The organism is Pseudomonas sp. SWRI99 (assembly GCF_014270125.1).
GTDB lineage: Bacteria > Pseudomonadota > Gammaproteobacteria > Pseudomonadales > Pseudomonadaceae > Aquipseudomonas > Aquipseudomonas hamedanensis.
Genome location: NZ_JABWQR010000012.1, coordinates 36515 through 58179, shown reverse-complemented (window position 1 = coordinate 58179; position 21665 = coordinate 36515). Strand labels below are relative to the sequence as shown.

Genomic DNA, 21665 nt, shown 5'->3' with positions numbered 1-21665 from the left:
CCGGGTGCCGCTTGAACGGCACCCGTGGTGGAGTCACGACCATGTTCAAACGAAACCACGCGACCCCTTTTGTCCTGTGCGGCGCACTGCTGTTCGCCGGTCTGCCACTGCTGGCACAGGCCGCGCCGGAAACCAAGACCTTTGGCGCGGCCTATCAGCCGGTGGCTCCGGTCGCCAACGATCAGGTTCAGGTGGTGTACTACCGCGCGGCCGAAGCCGGGCAGGCCGACAAGGGCGCGGCCCACGTTTATGTAGACCGCCGCTTCCACACCGGCTTGCTGCCCGGTGGCTACACCGCGTTCTGCGTCAAGCCGGGCGACCATACTCTGGGTGCCTACCTGAACGACGCGCCGCTGTACAAAGGCAAGAACAGCGACACCTATCGGGCTGAGTTTCAGGGCGGCAAAACCTACTTCCTGCGCGTCAACAGCACCAGCACCGGCGCGCCGCAAGTCGTTGCGCGGGCCGACGCCGAGCGCGAGCTGGCGGCGAGCCGCGTGCAAGCCCACGCCTTGTCGCGGGCATCGACGATCGAAGCCTGCCGCTATCAGCAGGGCGTCGCGCAGCAGGACCATACCTTGTCCGGTGACGTGCTGTTCGCCTTCGGCAAGTCGGGTTATCAGGACATCACCGCCCAGGGACGAGCGACCATCCGTGAACTGGCCAGCCAGTTGCGTGGCGACGCCGCTGCGTCCAGGCGCATCCAGGTGATCGGTCACACCGATTCGCTCGGCAGCGAAGCGAGCAATCAGGTGCTGGGCCTCAAGCGCGCGCAAACCGTACGCCGGATCCTGCTCGACGGCGGCCTGCCGGCCTCCGCGGTCAGTGCCAGCAGCGCCGGCAGCCAGGAACCGGTGATCGACGTGTGCCGGGGTAGCAAAAGCGAGCAAGTGCGCTGCAACGCCCCGAATCGCCGCGTAGTGGTGCGCGTCGAAGGTTCTGCGCAAGGCTGATTCGGACCGACCGCGTCAAACCAAACCGCCGCCTCTGATTTTTGGAGGCGGCGGTTTTTTTGTGTTTATCAATAATGTTGAGGCATAGGAAGGGATGCCTATCAGTGAGCCGACTGGCGATTGATCAGGCTGCGGGGATGTTGATTGTGCTGGCCTCTTCGCGAGCAAGCCCGCTCCCACAGGGGAGTTTTGGCTGGATTGAGGTTGGTGGTTCGGCGCAGAACCCAGTGTAGGAGTGAGCCTGCTCGCGATGGCGGTGTGTCAGGCAACGGGGATGTTGGCAAGCGGGTCAAGCCGCCGGTCCGTGCAATGCGTGGCCGCCGGTTTTTGGGACAAGTCTTGTTTTGCCAACAGGGTCCGGGAGTCAGAATTGTCTTAATCGCTTCAAGGCCACCCGCCGCATCGGCTGGACGTTCACATCGCTGAATGGGGCGCCTTGAAACCCTCAAGTCTGTCGATTCGCTCGACCTCGACCCAGGACTCTTTTGATGGCTACTGACATGCCTGTTCATTCAAGCATGGCGGATCAGGCTGTGCCTGCGCCGCCAACCCGTATCCAGGACACGCTGCTGCAAAGCGTGTCGTGGATCTGCGATCACTATGGCTTTGGCAAAAGCCCGGAGGCATTAACGGCTGGTCTGCCCAAGGGTGGCCTGCTGTCGCCGTCGCTGGCGTTGGCGGCGCTGTCCAATGCCGGTCTGTCTGCCGGATTGATCGAGCGCAACGCCCAGTCGCTGCCCAGCCAACTGATGCCGATGGTGTTGCTGCGCCATGAGCAGGGTGGCTGCATCCTGCTCGGTCGTCGCCGTGACCCGCAGGCCGACGACAAGCGCAGCTTCCTCTATCAAGTGGTACTGCCAGAAATCAGCGGTGAAGCGGTCGAGGTCAGCCAGCTGGAGATGGACCAGATGTACAGCGGTTTCGCCGTGCTGGTGAAGCCGCGCGCCAAGGTCGACACCCGCGCTGGCGAGCAGGCCCCGCAGGCCGCCGGGCACTGGTTGCTCAGCACCTTGTGGCGCTATCGCCGTTACTACCGCAGTGCGGCCATCGGCGCGGTGCTGATCAACGTGTTGGCGCTGTCCAGCATCTTTTTCACCATGAACGTTTACGACCGCGTGGTCCCCAATCAGGCGTTCGTCACCCTGTGGTCGCTGGGCATCGGCGTCGCCGTGGCCATGGTGTTCGAGGCGGTGGCGCGGTATGTGCGCGCACATTTGCTCGATGTCGCGGGTAAGAAAGCCGATCTGGTGCTGGGCACGATGTTGTTCCGCCAGGCGCTGTCGATCCAGATGGAACACAAACCGGCGTCGTCGGGCTCGTTCGCCAACCAGTTGCGCGAGTTCGAATCGGTGCGCGACTTCGCGACGTCGGCCACTCTGGCAGCGATCTCCGATTTGCCGTTCGTGCTGATGTTCGTCGGCGTGATCTTTGCCATCGGCGGGCCGCTGGGTTGGGTGCCGTTGCTGTTGATTCCGCTGATCCTGTTGGTCAGCGTAATCATTCAATGGCCGTTGGCGCGCACCATGAAAGAAAACCTGCGCGAGTCGTCGCTCAAGCAGGGTGTTCTCGTCGAGTCGGTTGAGGGCCTGGAAACGCTCAAGGCCGTCGGCGGCGAAGCGTACATGCAGCGGCGCTGGGAAACCTTCAGTGCGCTGTCGGCGGCAACGTCGTTGAAGTCGCGCCAGCTCTCCAGCCTGGCGACCGGTGTGGTGGCGTTCCTGCAGCAATTGCAGACCGTGGCGTTGATCATCATCGGCGTGTACCTGATCGATGCCGGGGACCTGACCATGGGCGCGCTGATCGCCACGGTCATGCTCGCCGGGCGTGCTACCGCGCCATTGGGTCAGGTGATCGGCCTGGCGGTGCGTTTCCAGCAGGCCAAGGCGGCCTTGCAGTCGCTCAACAAGCTTATGGCCATGCCGGTGGATCGCGATTCGGATCGCGAATATCTCGCCAAGCCAACACTGTCGGGGCAGATCGCGCTCAAGAATGTGGCCTTCGCCTATCCGGCACCGCCGATGCAACCCAACCCGCCAGTGCTGCAAGGCATCAACCTGTCGATCCAGGCCGGTGAGCGTGTGGCGATTCTCGGCCGTATCGGCAGTGGCAAGTCGACCCTGTTGCGGGTGATGGCGCGTCTGTATTCGCCGGTCGAGGGGCAAATGTTCACCGATGGTTTGGACGTCAATCAAATCGACCCGGCCGACTGGCGCAAAGCCGTGGGATACGTCGGTCAGGATGCGCGCCTGTTTTACGGTTCGCTGCGCGAGAACGTGATGATCGGCCGCCCCGAATCGACCGCCGAAGAGTTTTTGCGCGTCTTGCGCCTGACCGGCCTGGACCGGGTGGCGGCCCGTCACCCCCAAGGCATCAACCTGCCGATCGGCGAGATGGGTGAGGGCCTGTCCGGCGGACAGCGGCAACTGGTGTCGCTGGCGCGCAGCCTGCTGGCACGGCCAAAACTGCTGCTGCTCGATGAGCCGACCAGTGCCATGGACACGCAAAGCGAAGCGCAATTTCTCGAACACCTCAAGCACGCCACTGAGGGCCAGGCCGTGGTGGTGGTGACGCATCGTCCGTCGTTGCTGGCCCTGGTCGAGCGCATCGTCGTGGTGGATGACGGCAAGGTGGTCGCCGATGGACCGAAGGACAAGATTCTCGCCAGCCTCGCGGGCAAATCGGCCAACAGCGCCGCGCCGGCCCAGCCGACGGCACGGACACAGAAGGTTCGAGTGGGGCCGCCGCGCCCGGTTGCCGTACAAGGGGAGGCAGCACAATGATCGGTCAATTGCTGCGCGGTAAAGGCGCTCCGGACCTCAAGCCGGGCGATGCCGCCTTCATGAATGATGTGCAAGAGTCGTTGCTGACCCAGACGACGCCGGGTTCCAAACTGGTGCTGTATTTGATTGCCGCGGTGTTGGTCGGTGGCCTGGTCTGGGCGTCCTTCGCCCGGGTGGAAGAAATCACCCAGGGCGAGGCGAAGATTATTTCCCTGAGCCGCGAGCAAGTGATTCAGAGCCTGGAGGGCGGCATTCTCGCCGAAATGAACGTGCGCGAAGGTGCCATCGTCGAGAAAGGCGAGGTCTTGCTCAAGATCGACCCGACCCGTGCGCAGTCCAGCTACCGCGAGGCACTGTCGAAGGTGATCGGCCTCAAGGCTTCGATTGCACGGCTGCGCTCCGAGGCGTACCAGCAACCGCTCGAATTCGACGAAATGGTCAGGCAGGACCCGACCGTCGTCGCCCAGGAAACCCGCGCCTACAACGCCCGTAAACGGGCGCTGGATGAAAGCATCAACGCGTTGCAGCGCAGCTATGCCTTGTCCAGTCGCGAAGTGCGCCTGGCCCAGCCGTTGGCCGCCAAAGGCTTGATGTCCGAAGTGGAGCTGCTGCGCATTCAGCGCCAGGCCAACGAGATCAAGTCGCAGATGGTCGAGCGCACCAACAAATTCCAGGCCGATGCCAACTCCGAGTTGGCCAAGCTTGAGCTTGAGCTGTCGCAGACCAGCGAGAACCTGGTCGGGCGGGCGGACATCGTCGAACGCACCACCATCACCGCACCGGTACGCGGCACGGTGAAGAATGTGCGGGTCAATACCATCGGCGGGGTGATCCAGCCCGGCGAGCACATTCTGGAAATCGTGCCGCTGGAAGAACAACTGCTGGTGGAAGGCAAGATCAGGCCTTCGGATGTTGCGTTTCTGCACCCCGGTCTGCCGGCAACGGTGAAGATCACAGCCTATGACTACGCCATTTATGGCGGCTTGAAAGGCACAGTCGAGCACATCAGTCCCGACACCCTGAAGGATGATCAAAAGGCCGCCGCCGGGCGTCCCGACGATACCTATTACCGGGTGCTGGTACTGACCGACAGCAGCGAACTGAATGCCGGCGGCAAAGCCTTGCCGATCATCCCCGGGATGGTCGCCTCGGTGGAAATCCGCACCGGCGAAAAAACCATTCTCGATTACTTGCTCAAGCCCGTGCTCAAGGCACGCGAAGCCTTCCGGGAGCGATAACCATGACTCAGATTCAACCGTACTGCGCGCGCTCACGCCGCGCCGCAGCAGGACCTTTTGCGCGTTTTTTTCGTCTGCCCACGCTGTGGCTGGTGGTCGTGTGGCTGCTCGCTCAGGCCTGGTCGATGCCGGTGCATGCCGACACGCTGACGTTTACCGCGACCGGAGCCAGCACCGCAACGGACGCGGTGCCGGGTGTGTCAGCCCTGGCCACTGCGGCGTTGCCACCGCGTCTGGCCGCGAGGACAGCGGCCGCCGCCGGTCCCTCGGAAAAAGAACTGCGCGACATGTTCTACCGCGCGGTACAAGCCGCTGCCGAACGCAGCCCCCAGGTGCAACGGGCGCTGGCGGAGCATGAGGCAGCCGAAGCCGACGTCGACGAAGCCAAGGGGCAGCGTTGGCCCCAAGTCGATCTGGGAACCCAGTCGAAGGCGGCCAGGTTCGGTTCCGGTGCTGACGGTGAGTCGCCGAGCAGCAGCGGCATCAACATGAATGTGACCACGCCGATCTATGACTGGGGCCGGATCAGTAAAACCATCGAGAGCCGCCGGCACCTGTCCAAGGCCGCGAGTTCGGGTATTGAAGCGGAACTGGAAGCGTCGGCGTATGACGTCACCACCACGATGGTCGAGTTGGGTAAGCAGCGCATCATCATTGATATCAGCCAGCAGTTCGTCGATCGCATGGACGAGCTGGTCAGGATGCTCGCCGGCATTGTCGCGGTGGACAAAGGCCGGGCCAGTGAATTGACCCAGGCCAAGGCGCGTTTGCTCCAGGCCCAGGCGGCACGCGATACGGCCCAGACCCGCGCACGGGATGCGGAAATCAACCTGCGCAAACTGGTGGGAGAACGGCCGCTGCTGATTCCGCGAACCAGAGAATGGAATATCCGCCTGGCCAACCTCGATAACCTGCTGGCGCGGACCGAGGATCACCCCACGATCCATCAGGCCAAGGCACGCACCGAGTCGGCGGAACTGCAGGCACAGGTGGTACGTTCCTCTTCGCTGCCACAGCTGAACTGGGTGATCAGCAAAACCACCGCCGATGACGCGCTGGGGCGGGAACAACCATGGCAGACCTCGCTGGCGGTCACTTGGGGCGCTTTCCGTGGCGGTTCGGCACGGGCGTCGGAGCGCGCGGCGTTGCAACGCGCCGAGGCCAGTCGGCAGGAGACCGAACAACAACGTCTGGACCTGGAATACCGCGTGCGTACCGCCGACCACGACGCGCGCACATTGCTTGAGCGTGCCGAACTCTATCGTGACCTCACCGTCGAGTCGGAACGGATTCGCCTGGCGTTCTATGAGCAGTGGTATCACTTGGGCAAGCGCACCTTGCTGGATGTATTGATCGCCGAGAACGATCACTACGGTAATCAGGTGAGCGAAATCACCAATCGCTTCGATGGCTACCAGGCGATCTTCCGTCAATACGCCGGAGCGGGTGTGCTGGCCGGCTGGCTGCGCGGTTCGCAGCCATGACGGCGGCGCAACGGATCGCAGGGCAAGGCAGGGCTCATTGAAAAGAACGGGGCCGCCGCCGTTGGCGCAGTCAGCTATGATGCGTTCGCGGCGTCCCGGCAAACATCCCTTTCGGCCTGGGCGATGGGGGCGCAGCCTCGCTCTATAATCGCGTTCGAGGCTGCGGTTTTTGGACGCTGCTCAGGATCAACAAGAAGCAGGAGCAGGAGCGTTTATGTATCGGGTATTAATTGCCGATGATCATCCCATCGTCCGTTGGGCGGTAAAGACCTTGCTCACCAGAGACGGCCATAAGGTGATCGCAGAGGCCGGAAACGGTGCGGATGCCATACAAATGGCCCTGGAACTGAAGCCCGATCTGCTGATTCTCGACATCGGCATGCCGCGGCTGGACGGGGTCAAAGTCATCACGCGCCTGCGAAACGACCTGCCTTCCCTGAAAATCGTCATGCTGACCTCGCAGAAACCGGATCTCTATTCCCAGCGCTGCATGCACGCCGGTGCTGCCGGTTACGTGTACAAATCCGAGGAGCTTGATGATCTGTTGAGCGCGGTGCGGGCAGTCATGAGGGGCTATAACTACTTTCCCAGCGTCAGCGCCGATTCGGTGCGCAAATCGGACATCGAGGCCTCCGAAGCGGACCGGGTCGCCAGCCTTACCGATCGGGAACTGGCGGTGTTGCAGCAGTTGGCTCAAGGGCTGAGTAACAAGACTATCGGCGAAACCATGATGCTCAGCAGCAAGACCATCAGCACCCATAAAACCAATATCCTCGCCAAGCTGAGAGTTCGCAGCGTGGTTGAACTGGCCGATCTCGCCAAGCGCAACGCGCTCATCACGACGCCCTGAATGATGCTGCCGGGACGGCCTGTCCTGGTATTTTCCGCCCAAGTGACCTCAAGAATGGTCCAACCACAGTCTTTGCCGCGGGGTCCTATGTCGAGTCGCTGGTGTGTGTGTCTGCTGTTGTTCTGTTCGCAGTTTCTGTTTCAGGCCGTCTGGGCCGCAGAACCTGAGCCACAGCGGCTGAAGCTACTTGGCCGTTCCAGTCTTGCCGGTCTGGGCAACCAGACGCTGCCATTGCGCAGCGAAGACCAGCAGTGGCTGCGAGACACGAAGGTGCTCAGGTTAGGCACTTCTGCCCCGGACTTTTTGCCTTTCGACATCACCAGCAGCGGGGGCGAGTACGAGGGCATCACGGCCGACTACATGGGCATCCTCGCCAAGGCGCTGGGCGTCGACGTCGAGGTTTATCAATATGCCAATCGGCAAGCGGCGATCCAGGCACTGCTTGAGGGGCAGATAGATTTGCTGGGCAGTTCCGGCCGCTATGAAGCAGCCATCGCCGGAATCAGCATGAGCGTGCCCTACACGGACGATCAGCCGGTGATCGTGACGCGAATCAATGAGGCAGGCCCCGAGCAAGAGGCATTGTCTGGCAAGCGCCTGGCAATGCACGCCGAGTACCTGCCGCTAGAGGACGTCCGAGCCTTGTATCCCCAGGCCGATATTTGCCTTTACTCGTCGATCCAGAGTGCCATTGCTGCGGTGGCATTCGGTCAAGCGGACGCCTTCTTGGGGGACATCATCAGTGCGGACTATCTGGTCGGGAAGAACTTCCTTAATACCCTTCAGCTCTCACGCTTCTCCGGGATGGCGTTGCAGCATTTTTCTCTCGCCATGCTCAAGGACAATCAGACGCTACAGCGCGTGATCGATTCCGGCATAGAGAGTATTCCGGAGAGCGAACGGTTGAGCATTCTTCAGCGTTGGAGTGGCGGTGGCGTCAATGAACTGTTCCGGCAGACCCGACTGCAGTTGACGCCCGCCGAACAACGCTGGATCGCAGAGCATCCGGTGGTGCGGGTGGTGATCAATGAAAGCTACGCGCCACTGACTTTTTTCGATTCGCAAAAGCGCTTTCGCGGGGTCACCGCCGACGTGCTGAAGCAAGTCAGCTTGCTCACGGGGTTGAAGTTCGAAACGCAAGCCGTCGACTCGGTGCAAGAGATGGTCGAGGACATACGACAGGGGCGCGCCGACATGATCGGTGCGTTGAGCCGCAGCGATTCCCGCGAGCGGGTGCTGGCCTTCACCCGGCCCTACCTGTCCAGCTCGTTTGTGCTGGTCAGCAGTTTGCGTGCGGGAAGCCCCAACGCCCTCGAAGAACTGTCGGGCAAGCGTCTGGCGTTGATCGACGAGACGCCGCTGTCTGAATATTTCAAGGCGCACGTTCCGGCGATCACTTTGGTCAGGGCCGACAATGCGCTCAATGCCATGGAATTGGTGGCCCAGGGACGCGCTGATGCGGCGGTCAATTCGCTGATCAGCGCGAATTATTTCACCAGCCGTTTTTTCCGAGACCAGTTGCGGACGGTCTCAACCGTCGGCGAGATACCCGCCACCACGGCATTTGCCACCGACCGCGGGGCGTTGGAGTTGCGCTCGATCCTGGACAAAGCGCTGCTGAGTATTCCGCCGGATGAAATGATGAGCCTGGCCAACCGCTGGCGTACCAACGCGGTCATCAGCGACGGCTACTGGCAGAACTACCGGGCGCTGATCATCCAGACGCTGATTGGCGCCGCGGTGCTGTCACTGGCCTTTGTGTTCTGGATCACTTACCAGCGTCGGGAAATTCGTCGGCGCCTGCGTACCGAGCAGGCGCTGGAAGACCAGTTGGCATTCATGCATACGCTGATCGATGGCACGCCCCATCCGATTTATGTCAGAGATCGCCAGGGCGCACTGCTGATCTGCAATAACAGCTACCTGGAGGCGTTTGGCGTCAGCCGCGAGGCGGTACTGGGCCAGCCGGTCACGGCGAGTCTGCTGCCTGATCCGCAAGAAATCGCCACCTACCAGTTCCAGTGCCTGAGGGTCATGACGACCGGCGAAGCCCTGATTCAGGACAGCCAGTTGCACATCGGCGCCAGCGGCCAATTGCACAGCCTGCACCACTGGATCCTGCCTTATCGCGACGCCAGGCAGGACGTCAAAGGTATCATCGGTGGCTGGATCGACATCAGCGAGCGCAAGCACTTGCTTGAGCAATTGCGTAATGCCAAGGAGCAGGCAGAAGCGGCGAGCAAGGCCAAGACGACCTTCCTGGCAACCATGAGCCACGAAATCCGCACACCGATGAACGCGGTGATCGGCATGCTGGAAATGGCCCTGGAAAAGGCCGATCAGGGGCAACTCGATCGTTTCGCCCTGGAGGTGGCGTTCAGCTCGGCCAACAGCATGCTCGACCTGATTGGCGACATTCTCGATATCGCCCGTATCGAGGCTGGAAAAATGAGCCTGAGTCCGGAGCGCGCCGATGTGCGCGAGCTGGTCGAATCCGTCGTCCGTGTATTCGATGGCGTCGCCAGGCAAAAAAGCGTGCGGATCAAGATGCAGATCGATCCTGGCATTACCGGCGATGTGCTGATCGATCCTCTGCGGTTCAAACAGGTCCTGTCGAACCTGGTGAGCAACGCCATCAAGTTCACCGAGCAAGGGCACGTGCTGATCAGCCTGCAGGGTGAGCCGTCCGACACGCCCCGCGAGTTGAAAATCCGCTTGCGGGTCGAGGACACCGGGATCGGCATCTGCGCCGAGGACCTGCCGCGGTTGTTCAAGCCGTTTGCTCAGGCCGATAGCGGCCAGTCCGCTCGCCAGGGCACCGGACTGGGGCTGGTGATCAGCCGCACCTTGTGCGAAATGATGGGCGGACAGCTCGAACTGCACAGTACTCAGGGGCAGGGCACGACGGTCACCGTCCTGCTCAGCCTGACGCGACTGGACGACATCGTCAGGCCGGTCCGCAACGATGAAGAGTTGCCGGCTTCTGCGTCACGTTCACTGCGGGTTCTGGTGGTGGACGATTACCCGGCAAACCTGTTGTTGCTGAGTAAGCAACTGACGTTCCTCGGGCATAAGGTTCGCGAGGCTGAGGAGGGCGCCAGCGGGTTGCGCCTGTGGCAAACCAATCGATTCGATGTCGTGATCACCGACTGCAACATGCCGCTGATGAGCGGCTACGAGCTGAGCCAGGCCATCCGCCAACAGGAACAGCAACGTCAGTTGCCGGCCTGCCTGATCTTCGGGTTTACCGCCAACGCCCAGCCGGAAGAGCGTGAGCGCTGCAAGGCGGCCGGTATGGACGATTGCCTGTTCAAACCGATCAGCCTGGCCGGGCTGAACCAGCGTCTGCTGGGCTACGCCGACAGGCTGCCGGCAGCCATTACCGAGCGGGAGGATGCAGCCTTGGGGCTCGAACGGCTGCGCTACCTGACGGGCGATGACCCGCAACTGATGGTGCAATTGCTCAAGGATCTGATTCAAAGCAATCAGGATGATCTTCACAGCCTGCGTGCGCTGGCCCTCAGCGCTGACCTGTCGTTGCTGGCAGAGATGGCCCATAGAATCAAGGGCGGCGCCAAAATGGTCAATGCCCGGACGGTGGTGGAACAGTGCGACGCGCTGGAGGACGCTTGCTCGCAGGGGTTGCCGGACACGGACATTCAGGCGCGGCGGGTAGCGCTGGAAAGCGCCATCCTGACAGTCGAAGCAGAGCTGGTTGCCCTGCTGGAGCAGGCCGAGCGAGAGCCTCAAACAGACGCCTGAATCACCTGCGTGCCAACGGACTGAACGTTGGCCCCGCGCCCTGAAAATCAAGACAAGTCTCATAGTGTTCAGGTGCCGCTCAAGCTGAAACTGAGACGACATTTACCGCGTCAAGCACGGCGGTCGGTGTCCGTCTTGGCTAACACGCTGTCGTCTTCCCCGACGATGCCTGCAACGGACTCATGACTGCCTCTTTTGCACATATCTGGTCAGAAGTCTGGAGAATTCGATGAGTATCCAACACCTGTGTCGGCGAACCCTGCGCTGGTCCTCCCTGCTCGCAGGCACTGTATTGATGAGCGCCTGCGCCAGCGCACCCGCACCGGACGAGCAGGTTTCCCTGGCTAGAAACGCCCTGAACCGGGCGGTTTCGGCAGGGGCAACGCAGTACGCACCGGTGCCCATGCGGACCGCGCAGGACAAAACCATGCAAATGGAACGCGCGCTCGGCGAAAAGAACTACGGGCAGGCCAGAGGACTGGCCGAGCAGATCGAAGTGGATGCGGCGCTGGCCGAGCGCATGGCGCGCACGGCGAAATTGCAGAAGGAATTGCAGGCTGCCCAGGCCGGCATCCAGGTGCTCAAGCAGGAAATGCTCCAGGCTCCCAATGCTGGCCTGACACCCGCCACCACGCTTTCCAACTGAGGACTGTTCCATGCGTATTCTGTTTCCTGCCGCTTGCGTATTCGCCCTGGTATTGACCGGCTGTGCGGCAACTCCCGAAAACCCGCAATTGGTCGAGGCACGCCAGCGCTTCTCGGACCTCCAGAGCAAACCCGAGTCGAGCACTCTGGCCGCGCTGGAAACCCAGGATGCCTTGACCGCCCTGGGCAAGGCCGAGCAGAAATCGATTCAGGACCGTCGTGCACCCGAGATCGACCAGCTCGCTTATCTGGCCAGACAGAAAATCGCCCTGGCCGAGCAGACCATTCTCGGGCGCAAGGCCGAAGCGGGCCTGAGCACGATTGATGTGCAGCGTACCCAGGTGCGCCTGGACGTCCGTACCCAGCAGCTCAAGGCCCTGCAAGCGATGAACGCCAAACAGACGTCGCGCGGCGAGGTGATCACCTTTGGCGATGTGCTGTTTGACACCGGCAAGGCCAGCCTTAAACCAGGCAACCAGCGCAACCTTCAGCGCCTGGCGGATTTTCTGCTCAACAACCCCGAGCGCAAGGTGCGCATCGAAGGCTTCACCGACAGCGTGGGCAGCGATGTTTTCAACCAGACACTCTCCGAGCGCCGCGCCGAAAGTGTGGCTTTCGCCTTGGAACGCTTGGGCGTCGGCATGAATCGCATGGCGACCGAGGGCTACGGCAAGCGTTATCCGGTGGCAGATGACACGACGGCACAGTCGCGCCAATTGAATCGTCGGGTTGAAGTGATCATTTCCAACGGTGCGTCGGCGGTCGAAGGCCGCGGCTGACTGCGCAAGCGATAGAAGAGTATTGAACATGAACCAGAACCGAACGCTTACCACCGCCAGTGGCGCACCTGTCGCTGATAACCAGAATTCTCGCTCCGCCGGCCCACGTGGTCCGCTGCTGCTCGACGACTTCCATCTGATCGAGAAGCTTGCCCACTTCAACCGTGAAAACATTCCCGAGCGTCGTGTCCACGCCAAGGGCTCGGGCGCTTATGGCACGTTCACCGTGACCCGTGACATCACGGCCTACACCAGCGCCAAGTTGTTCGAGGCGGTAGGCAAGCAAACGCCGACCTTTCTGCGCTTTTCCACCGTCGGCGGCGAGCGCGGCTCGGCGGACACTGAGCGTGACCCGCGGGGCTTTGCGCTGAAGTTCTACACCGAAGAAGGCAACTGGGACATCGTTGGCAACAACACCCCGGTGTTCTTCATCCGTGATCCGCTGAAGTTTCCTGATTTTATCCACACGCAAAAGCGCCTGCCGCAAAGCAACCTGAAAAGTGCGCAAATGATGTGGGATTTCTGGTCGCATTCGCCCGAAGCACTGCACCAGGTCACGATTCTGTTCTCGGATCGCGGCATTCCGGATGGCTACCGCCACATGCATGGCTTTGGCAGTCACACCTACAGCCTGATCAATGCCCAAGGCGAGCGCCACTGGGTGAAATGGCACTACAAGACCAAACAGGGCATCAAGAACCTCGCGCCGGCAGACGCTGCACGTCTGGCGGGCACCGATCCGGATTACGCCCAGCGTGACCTGTTCGAGGCGATCGAGCGTGGCGATTTCCCGAAATGGCGCGTTTGCATTCAGATCATGACCGAAGCCCAGGCAGCGGCGCATTACGAGAACCCGTTCGACGTCACCAAGACCTGGTCGCAGAAAGAGTTTCCGCTGATGGAAGTGGGTGAGCTTGAGCTCAATCGCAATCCGCTGAACTACTTTGCAGAAGTCGAGCAAGCCGCGTTCGGCCCAAGCAACATGGTGCCCGGCGTGGGCCTTTCGCCGGACCGGATGCTGCAAGGGCGTGTATTCGCCTACGCCGATGCCCACCGCTATCGTGTCGGTACCAATCACCAGCAGTTGCCGGTCAACGCTCCGCGCAGCCCGGTAAACACGTACCAGCGTGACGGTTCGATGGCCTTCGGCAGCAATGGCGGCGCAGCGCCGAATTACGAGCCGAACAGCTACATCGAGGCACCCAAACAAGCGCCGCATTACGCCGAGCCTGCGCTGGCTTTGAGCGGTGCCGCTGATCGCTACGACCACCGCGAAGACACCGATGACTACAGCCATGCCGGCGCGTTGTTCCGCCTGATGAGCGACGAGCAGAAGGCTTTGTTGGTCAGCAATATTGCCGGTGCGATGGCAGGCGTTTCAAGCGACGTTGTCGACCGTCAGTTGCAGCATTTCTACAAGGCCGACCCGGCGTATGGCTACGCGATTGCACAGGCTTTGAGGGTGCCGCTGGACTGAACCCACTGCATAACCCTGTGGGAGCGAGCCTGCTCGCGAAGGCGGCAGCACAGCCAACAACCCTGTCGCCCGACCCAGCGCTTTCGCGAGCAGGCTCGCTCCCACATTGGCTATGCGCCACGCCGAAAATCCTGCCCCCATGCCCGAAACCCTGTGGGAGCGAGCCTGCTCGCGAAGGCGGCGACACATCCAACAATCTGTCGCCTGACCCAGCGTTTTCGCGAGCAGGCTCGCTCCCATGTTGATTAGCACCGCTTTGGCCGGTTTCCACAGGAGGCAAACTGCTGGCCCCCGCCGTTTCGCTTCCTCGGCAAAATCGCCTTTTTTCAGAAGGTTAGGTTGGCTATATGCGGACGATTGTCATCACCGTTGCGACGCTTTCCCTGGCTATTCTTGCCTCGGGAGTGCAGGCAAGAGAATTGAGCAAGAGTCATCGATTTGCCTGCACATGGGGTTCGGATATCGCCGCCGGTGCGCAGCGATCGAAGCTGTCCGGAGTCTCGCTGTACGGTGCGCGCAAGCAGTTGCAGGTGCGCAAGTTTCAGCAACCCTGGATGCGCATGACGGCGATGGGCATCACTGAACAGACGTACAACAGCAGCTCGAAACTCAAACCGGCAGCGGTGAAGCAGACCTATTACGAGCAATGCGTACGCCATGAGTTGGCCCAGCGTTAACGCGGGTTGGCACATTCAGTCTTTTTCGTGAACCAGAAGCGGGGTGCGAGTACGCCGATGCCCGGTCACGACTCGTTTGAGCTTTTCAGCCTCGCAGGCCCTGCGATGCGAGGTACCGGCTGGCTCTGCATCAGGGCGTCAAGCGCCTTGCGGTAATTCTGCCCGCCGAGCGCCATGCTGTTGTTGTGCGTGGCGCCCGGCACCAGCAATAGGCGTTTGGGGTGTTGCGCGGCGTTGAACAATTGTTCGCTGAAGCGCGAAGGCACAAACGTATCGGCCATGCCATGCACCACCAGCAATGGCATATGAATGTCGGCGATCTTGTCGATGGAATCGAATTTCTGCGACAGCAGCCAGCGCACGGGAAGTGAGGTGTTGGCGACGGCGGCGGCGACATCGGCCAGGGAAGTGAAGGTCGACTCGATGACCAGTCCGCGCACCGGCAAAGGCGTATGGCTGCGGACGGCGTTCTGCCCCAACTCTGCCGCCAGATCAATCGCCACCGCGCCGCCCAGGGAATGGCCGTAAATCAGGCGTTTGTTCGGGTCCGGCTGTAGCAGTTTGAAGCGTTCCCAGGCCACGCGAGCATCTTCGTAGACGCTGCTTTCCGACGGCAGATCGCCTTTGCTCTGGCCGAAGCCGCGATAGTCGATGGCCAGTACCGAATAGCCCGCTGCACGCAGTTGTTCGATACGGAACAATTGCCCGGTGAGGTTCCAGCGTACGCCGTGCAGATAGAGGATCGCCGGGGCGTTCGCGCGTTCTGCCGGCCACCACCAGGCATGAATGTTCTGGCCGGCCTTGAAACTCTTGGGTTGCAGATCGAGTTCCTGAACGCTGCCGGGCAAGCCGCGATACCAGCCGGCGGTACCGGGCTCAATGCGAAACAGCAGCTTGCGTTCGGTATGTTCCAGTACGGCACAACTCGTCGGCACGCCAATCACCAGCGCGGCCATGAAGGCGAACGCCAGGCGGCGACGTCTCAAATGAGTCATGAAGGACAGGAACATTAAACGTTTCACCACGGCGCAGACAAAGAACGCTTTTTACCAGATGCCTTGGTCTGCGCGTGATTATTTTCGACCACCGTACACACGCAACGATTACAAGATGCTGCAATCAATCACGCCACGTGCAGCACGATCTTGCCGATATGGTCGCCGGCCTCCATGCGTGCATGGGCTTGAGCCGCGTCAACGAGAGGGTAAACCTTGTCGATGATCGGCAGGCAGCGCCCGGCGGCGAGCACTGGCCAGACCTGCTCGCGCAGTTGGTCGGCGATCGCGGCTTTTTCAGCTGCGGTGCGGGCGCGCAGCAGCGAACCGGTGACCACGGCGCGTTTGCCAAGGATCGCCAGCAAATCAACGTCCTTGGCCCGAGCGCCGCCGAGGAACCCGAGCATCACCAGGCGTCCGTCCATCGCCAGCGCGCTGACGTTGCCGTTGAGGTACGAGCCACCCATGATGTCGAGAATCACATGCACACCTTGATCCGCCGTTTTTGCAGCGATCACGGCGGCAAAATCTTCTTCGCGATAATTGATTGGTTGCCCTCCGAGCTGGCTGATCGCTGCACATTTGTCAGGGCTGCCGGCAGTGGCGAAGGCCTCAATGCCGAATTCGCGGCAGAGCATCAGTGCGGTCGTGCCGATGCCGCTGGTGCCGCCATGAATCAGCGCGCGCTGGCCACGGCTGGCACCGCCGAGGCCGAACAGATTGGCCCAGACGGTAAAGAAGGTTTCCGGAATGGCCGCCGCCTGTACCCAGTCCATCCCATCGGGGATCGCTAACGTCTGGCCCGCCGGCACTGCGCAATATTCGGCATAGCCGCCGCCATTGGTCAGTGCGCAAACCCGGTCACCGACGGCAAAACCACTGACATCGGCACCCAGCGCAACCACCTCGCCAGCCACCTCCAGGCCTGGAATCGGGTCCATGCCAGGCTTCATCGGGTAGAGGCCGGCGCGCTGCAAGGCATCCGGACGGTTGATGCCGGCGGCGTGTACGCGAATCAGCACCTGCCCTTGAGCAGCGGCAGGCAGCGTCACGCGCCTGGCTTGCAGAACTTCGGGACCGCCGGGTTGGGTGATTTCGATACGGGTCATTTCATTGGGCAGGGACATGTCGATTCCTCTGATAAAGGTCGTGTAGATGGGAGCGCAAGCAACACGCAATGATTCCGTTCAGTTCGCACCGCAGCGCGTTTCGATGGACGAGGGCAGCCAGCGCAGGGCTTGCTCCAGCAGCAGGGCGACGACGATGGCGCCGCCGGCGATCACGAACAGCAATGCGTGATGGCCGCCGGTGGCATTGAACAGCGCCGAATAGGCGAACCCGGCGAGCGCCTGGAATGTCGCGAACGATACCGTGGCGCGGCTCCAGGCAATCTGCTGGCGGTGGTGGGTCGGCACCAGCTCGTGCACCCGGGCCAGGGCCAGGGGCACGATTCCCGGCGGGAACGATCCGAGGATCACGGCGAGCAACGCCAGCGCCAGAAAGGAATCGGCGATCGACAACAGACCGAGGGTAATCGCCTGCACCACCAGCACCACGCGGATACCGATGCGTGCGCCAAGCTGATCGGCGAGAGATCCGTAACTCACCGGCCCGACGATGGCGCCCAGACCGTACATCGCCCAGACCATGGCGCCGACATGAGCACCCGCACCCAACCCGCGGGCGACGTAATCGACGAGGAACACCATGGCGGGCACCAGACCGGCGGCCATGAACGCGTATTGGCCAAACAGCAGATAAACCCCTGGCGGTGTCGGCTCAGTGGTCGAGTCGGCGCTCGCCGCCATCGGGTGTGCGCTGTCGGCAGGCCATCCGAACCAGCTCAATGCGGTCAGTAGCAGCGCCAAAGCACCCAGGCCCAGCCAGGTCGCCTGCAGACCCAGGCTCAGCAACGGTGGCACGATGGTTCCCGAACCGGCAATACCCAGGCCGATGCCGAGAAATATCGCACCACTGGCCAGACCTTTGCGTGACGCCGGCACATGGGGCAGCACGGTCGCGGCAACCAGCACCATGATTGCGCCGCCGGCAACGCCCGAGAGCAAGCGCCAGCCGAAAAACCAGCTCACCGACAACGGCCAGGCACAGGCGAAAAACGCCGCCGTAACGGCCAGCATCATCAGGCGCAAGGCATTGCGGTTCCCCCAGCGCTGGGCCAGCGGCCGGCCGAGCAGGGCGCCAATCAGATAGCCAACCAGATTCGCCGCACCGAGATAGACGACGTCGCCGGCAGAAAACCACTGCGCTTGAATCAGCGCAGGAATCAAGGGCGTATAGGCGAAGCGCGCCAGACCGATGCTGACGAGGCTGGCGCAAAGTCCGGCAAAGATCGGCAGCCAGATGTCGGAGGTTGATGATGTACGCATGCTAGCGATCTCGTGGAAGGTTTATGGCGTCCAGCATATCGGCTATCGTTGCTGCGTTCGCGCAGCGATTAAGCGGCGCGTCGATGCAAAAGTGCATCATCTGGAGGCGCTATGAATTGGGATGACGCGCGGGTGTTTCTCGCGGTTTGCCGAGAATCGACATTGCGCGGAGCGGCGCGGGTTCTGGGCGTGGATCAGGCGACGGTGGGCCGGCGTATCACCGCGCTGGAGAAGTCCCTGAGCGCGACGTTGTTTCTGCGCACGTCGGACGGCTACGCATTGACCGCCCTGGGTGAGGCGGCGCTCAAAAGCGTGCAGAAAATGGAGCATTCGGCGCTTGAACTGGAACGCCAGATCCACGGCCTGGACGACCGCCTGACCGGTAACGTGCGGGTGAGTAGTACCGACTCGCTGGCGATTGACTTCCTGATCCCGGCGATCGCCCGTCTGCACGAGCTGCACCCGGATGTGCAGGTGCAGTTGGATGCCTCCACGCAGATTCTCAGCCTGGCCAAGCGCGAAGCGGACATTGCCGTGCGCAACACGCGACCGGATAACCCGGATCTTATCGCCCGACGGATTGCGCGTTGGCCTGTAGGACTTTTCGCTGCGCAGGACTATGTCGACCGCCACGGCGAACCGCAACCGGGCACGGCGTTCGAGGGCCATGATCTGGTGGTCTATCAACCGTATCTGCAGAGCAAAAAAGACTTCACGCTGGTGTCCGAACCCTTTAACCGTGGGCGTATCGTCGCCAGTCTCAGTTCCAGTCTGCTGGTTCGCCGCTCGATTGCAGCCGGTTTGGGGATCGGTGAAATTCCGCTGTACATGGGCGAGCGCGACGGTCTGGTCAGGCTCTGGCCGGAGCGTACCCGACCGTTGCCGTATGAAGTGTGGCTGGTCACCCATGCGGATCTGCGCCATACGGCACGGGTTCGCGCGGTGATCGAACAGATCGTCGAGGCGTTTGCGCTGGAAAACCAATAGTCGATTCAGCGTTTTTTCGGGGCTACAACGTCTGACGAAACGGCCTACGTACGAGGCAGAATGTGCCGGCTTGTCGGCCGTGACGTTGGATTCTATTGTGACTGCAGTTCGGTGAGGGCCTCGAACCCGCACTGAAATGATGAGCCAGGGAAGGTCTCGGTAGCCGCGAAAGGTGTCGAATTGGAAATCAGGGAAGTCAATCAATATGCAGTCAGGGGCATATCGGGCACAGGTCGGGATAAGCAAACCATGGGCGCTATAAGTCGTGAAGAATTCGATGCGAAGATAGAAACCATCGAGACGAGGATGGATGGTCGTGTGGCAGAAATGCGCGCCGATATTCGCGCATTCCTGGCTGCTCAGGCGGAGCGGGACAAGGCCTACCTCGAACGAGAAAAGACTCAACAGGAACGAGACAAGCGCTACGATTTGATGTGGGCGGGGGTGCAGAAAATTGCCGATGACTCACGGGAAGCGATTAGACAAGCGTCGACCGTAAAGGCTAATTACTGGGCCGCCACCACTGTTCACTTTCTCGGCGTAGCCTCCTTGCTGGTTGGCGCGCATTTCGCTAACCAGGCGGCCGTTTTGACGACCATACAGACAACGCTGGCAGCGATTCAGATTGGCAAAGAGGTCGCGACACCCAAACCAGTCGAGCGGCCGCCGACGGTGCAACCGCAATAAAAAACGGCCTTCAAAGGAAGGCCGTTTTTGCTGGCGACAGAGCGTTGCCTCATGGCATTTCCGGCAACTCCTGAGGGCGCAGGTCAAACACCAGCACTTCGGCATCGACACCGTTGCTCAAAGTGAGCAATTGTTCCTCACGAACCCGCACACCGTCGCCTTCCTGCAATAACTGGCCATTCAACTCTACGCTCCCGCGCGCCACATGGACGTAGGCGTAACGGTTGGCTGGCAGCTCCAGCGTGGTACTTTCCTTGCCGTCGAACAGCCCGGCATAGACCCGTGCGTCCTGACGAACTTTCAAGGAACCATGGCTGCCGTCCGGTGAAATGATCAACTGCAGGCGACCACGTTTTTTCTGCGCGCTGAAATGCTCCTGCTGGTAGCGCGGTTTGGCGCCGGCGACCTCCGGCACGATCCAGATTTGCAGAAAGTGCACCGGCTTGGTGGCCGAGTGGTTGAACTCGCTGTGCGCCACGCCGCTGCCGGCGCTCATCAACTGCACATCGCCGGGGCGGATCACCGAGCCGGTGCCGAGGGTGTCCTTGTGTTCCAGTGCGCCTTCCAGCACGTAAGAAAAAATTTCCATGTCCCGGTGCGGGTGTTGCCCAAAACCTTTGCCGGCGGCGACGCGGTCATCATTGATCACCAGCAGGTCGGAGAAACCCTGCTCACGCGGGTTGCGATAACTGGCGAAGGAAAAGGTATGAAACGATTTCAACCAGCCATGATTGGCGAGACCACGGTCGGAGGCTTTGCGAAGAGTCAGCATGATGAAATCTCCTGGCGGGACGTGAATTCGTCCGAGTGAGGAGAAGGTTACTGTTTATTGAAATGCGCAATAAGTAGGTGAAAATTGAAAGACTGTCCTGATCAGGTTGACAGTTTTGCGCTATGGTTCACGCATTCTTTTGCACTGATCACGCCACCGTTGGCCATAATGGCGCGTTTGCAGCCTGCGTATTGACCTTCGAATGTGATGCCTCCCATGAAAACTGTGGCAATGGTGCTGTTCCCTGATTTCCTCATGCTCGACATGGCCGGGCCGCTGGAAGTGTTTTCGGTTGCCAATCGTTACCTCAAGCCAGAATGGCATTATCAACTGACCACCCTCGGCACCGAGCGCGGGCCGTTACGAGCGTCCAACGGGGTGCAGGTGCAAGCGGACCTGCACATTGACGACGCCGCGGCCCGTTATGACCTGCTGCTCGTTCCGGGCGGGCCCGGTGCCTACAACGAAAGATTTCCGCCGTTGTTCGCCTGGCTGAAAGGCGCCGTGCCGCGCGCCGAACGATTTGGTTCAATCTGTACCGGTGCCTTTATCCTCGGTCATGCCGGATTGATCGACGGTTATCGCGTGACTACCCACTGGAATTACACTGAGCGATTGATCAAGGCTTTTCCGCTGGCCACGGTGGCCACCGATCAGATCTATGTCGAGGACCGCAACCTGATTACCTCGGGCGGCGTCACTGCCGGGATTGATCTGGCGCTGGCCGTGGTCGCCCGCGATCATGGCAAGAAAATCGCCCAGGACGTGGCCAAAGTCTTGTTGGTGGTGATGAAACGCCAAGGCGGGCAGGCACAGTTCAGCCCCTTGATGGCCGCCGTTTCACCGCAGGAAACCGCGATCACGCGAGTGCAGAACTACGTCCTGGAGCATCTGGACGAAGCCTTCACGGTCGAGCGCATGGCAGGGCTGGCGAACATGAGCGCACGGCACTTTGCCCGCCTGTTTATCCGCGACATCAACTTGACACCGATGGCGTTTCTGCAGAACGCGCGGGTCGACTGCGCGCGCAACCTGCTGGAAACCAGTGACCTGCCGCTGAAAACCGTGGCCTATAAAAGTGGTTTCGGCAGTGTTCGACACATGCGCTCACTGTTTGCCGAAAAGCTGGGTCTGACCCCGGCACAGTACCGGGAACAGTTCAGCTAGAGCGGTTGTGTCCGTCTGGCGCAGT

17 protein-coding genes are annotated in these 21665 nt (G+C 61.2%); 13 read left to right on the top strand and 4 right to left on the bottom strand.

Annotation, left to right across the window (positions count from 1 at the left end):
• Positions 1–41 precede the first annotated feature (41 nt).
• The 10 genes from HU743_RS11905 to HU743_RS11860 all read left to right on the top strand — a co-directional run bounded on the left by HU743_RS11905 (position 42) and on the right by HU743_RS11860 (position 14645).
• The gene (locus HU743_RS11905) at positions 42–953 is read left to right on the top strand and encodes an OmpA family protein (protein WP_186648801.1); all 912 of its coding nucleotides are present in this window, start codon (positions 42–44) and stop codon (positions 951–953) included.
• A gap of 488 nt (positions 954–1441) precedes the next feature.
• A complete protein-coding gene (locus HU743_RS11900) occupies positions 1442–3733 on the top strand; it encodes a type I secretion system permease/ATPase (RefSeq protein ID WP_186648799.1) in 2292 nt (763 codons plus the stop codon).
• Complete coding sequence (locus HU743_RS11895) at positions 3730–4971, top strand: HlyD family type I secretion periplasmic adaptor subunit (RefSeq protein WP_186648797.1); 1242 nt, start codon at positions 3730–3732, stop codon at positions 4969–4971. Before HU743_RS11900 ends, HU743_RS11895 begins: the two co-directional genes overlap by 4 nt.
• A gap of 2 nt (positions 4972–4973) precedes the next feature.
• Complete coding sequence (locus tag HU743_RS11890) at positions 4974–6455, top strand: TolC family protein (protein ID WP_186648795.1); 1482 nt, start codon at positions 4974–4976, stop codon at positions 6453–6455.
• A 214-nt stretch (positions 6456–6669) separates the two neighbouring features.
• A complete protein-coding gene (locus tag HU743_RS11885) occupies positions 6670–7305 on the top strand; it encodes a response regulator transcription factor (protein WP_186648920.1) in 636 nt (211 codons plus the stop codon).
• A gap of 87 nt (positions 7306–7392) precedes the next feature.
• Entirely contained in the window at positions 7393–11067 is a 3675-nt protein-coding gene (locus tag HU743_RS11880; RefSeq protein WP_186648793.1) for a transporter substrate-binding domain-containing protein, read from the top strand.
• A gap of 229 nt (positions 11068–11296) precedes the next feature.
• Complete coding sequence (locus HU743_RS11875; RefSeq protein WP_186648791.1) at positions 11297–11713, top strand: DUF4398 domain-containing protein; 417 nt, start codon at positions 11297–11299, stop codon at positions 11711–11713.
• Positions 11714–11723: 10 nt separating this feature from the next.
• A complete protein-coding gene (locus tag HU743_RS11870; RefSeq protein WP_186648789.1) occupies positions 11724–12491 on the top strand; it encodes an OmpA family protein in 768 nt (255 codons plus the stop codon).
• Positions 12492–12519: 28 nt separating this feature from the next.
• Entirely contained in the window at positions 12520–13968 is a 1449-nt protein-coding gene (locus HU743_RS11865; protein WP_186648787.1) for a catalase, read from the top strand.
• Positions 13969–14315: 347 nt separating this feature from the next.
• Positions 14316–14645 (top strand): hypothetical protein, encoded by a 330-nt coding sequence (locus HU743_RS11860; protein ID WP_186552268.1) that lies wholly within the window; start codon positions 14316–14318, stop codon positions 14643–14645.
• Positions 14646–14710: 65 nt separating this feature from the next.
• Here HU743_RS11860 and HU743_RS11855 read toward each other — a convergent pair whose 3' ends face one another.
• The 3 genes from HU743_RS11855 to HU743_RS11845 form a co-directional block, all read right to left on the bottom strand.
• A complete protein-coding gene (locus HU743_RS11855) occupies positions 14711–15655 on the bottom strand; it encodes an alpha/beta fold hydrolase (protein WP_186648785.1) in 945 nt (314 codons plus the stop codon).
• A 113-nt stretch (positions 15656–15768) separates the two neighbouring features.
• The gene (locus tag HU743_RS11850) at positions 15769–16767 is read right to left on the bottom strand and encodes an NAD(P)H-quinone oxidoreductase (RefSeq protein WP_186648783.1); all 999 of its coding nucleotides are present in this window, start codon (positions 16765–16767) and stop codon (positions 15769–15771) included.
• 60 nt (positions 16768–16827) lie between these two features.
• Positions 16828–18027 (bottom strand): YbfB/YjiJ family MFS transporter, encoded by a 1200-nt coding sequence (locus tag HU743_RS11845; protein ID WP_186648781.1) that lies wholly within the window; start codon positions 18025–18027, stop codon positions 16828–16830.
• A 111-nt stretch (positions 18028–18138) separates the two neighbouring features.
• Here HU743_RS11845 and HU743_RS11840 point away from each other — a divergent pair, with 111 nt between their 5' ends.
• Positions 18139–19014 carry a LysR family transcriptional regulator gene (locus HU743_RS11840; protein WP_186648780.1) on the top strand — a complete coding sequence of 292 codons (876 nt, stop codon included), beginning with the start codon at positions 18139–18141 and terminating at the stop codon, positions 19012–19014.
• Positions 19015–19194: 180 nt separating this feature from the next.
• Positions 19195–19701, top strand: coding sequence for a hypothetical protein (locus HU743_RS11835; RefSeq protein ID WP_238351732.1), 507 nt, complete (start codon positions 19195–19197; stop codon positions 19699–19701).
• A 49-nt stretch (positions 19702–19750) separates the two neighbouring features.
• Here the strand turns inward: HU743_RS11835 and HU743_RS11830 are convergent, their stop codons facing one another.
• Positions 19751–20473, bottom strand: coding sequence for a pirin family protein (locus HU743_RS11830; protein ID WP_186648779.1), 723 nt, complete (start codon positions 20471–20473; stop codon positions 19751–19753).
• 216 nt (positions 20474–20689) lie between these two features.
• On the opposite strand from HU743_RS11830, the gene HU743_RS11825 reads away from it, so the two are divergent.
• Positions 20690–21640, top strand: coding sequence for a GlxA family transcriptional regulator (locus HU743_RS11825; protein ID WP_186648778.1), 951 nt, complete (start codon positions 20690–20692; stop codon positions 21638–21640).
• The last annotated feature ends 25 nt before the right edge of the window (positions 21641–21665 follow it).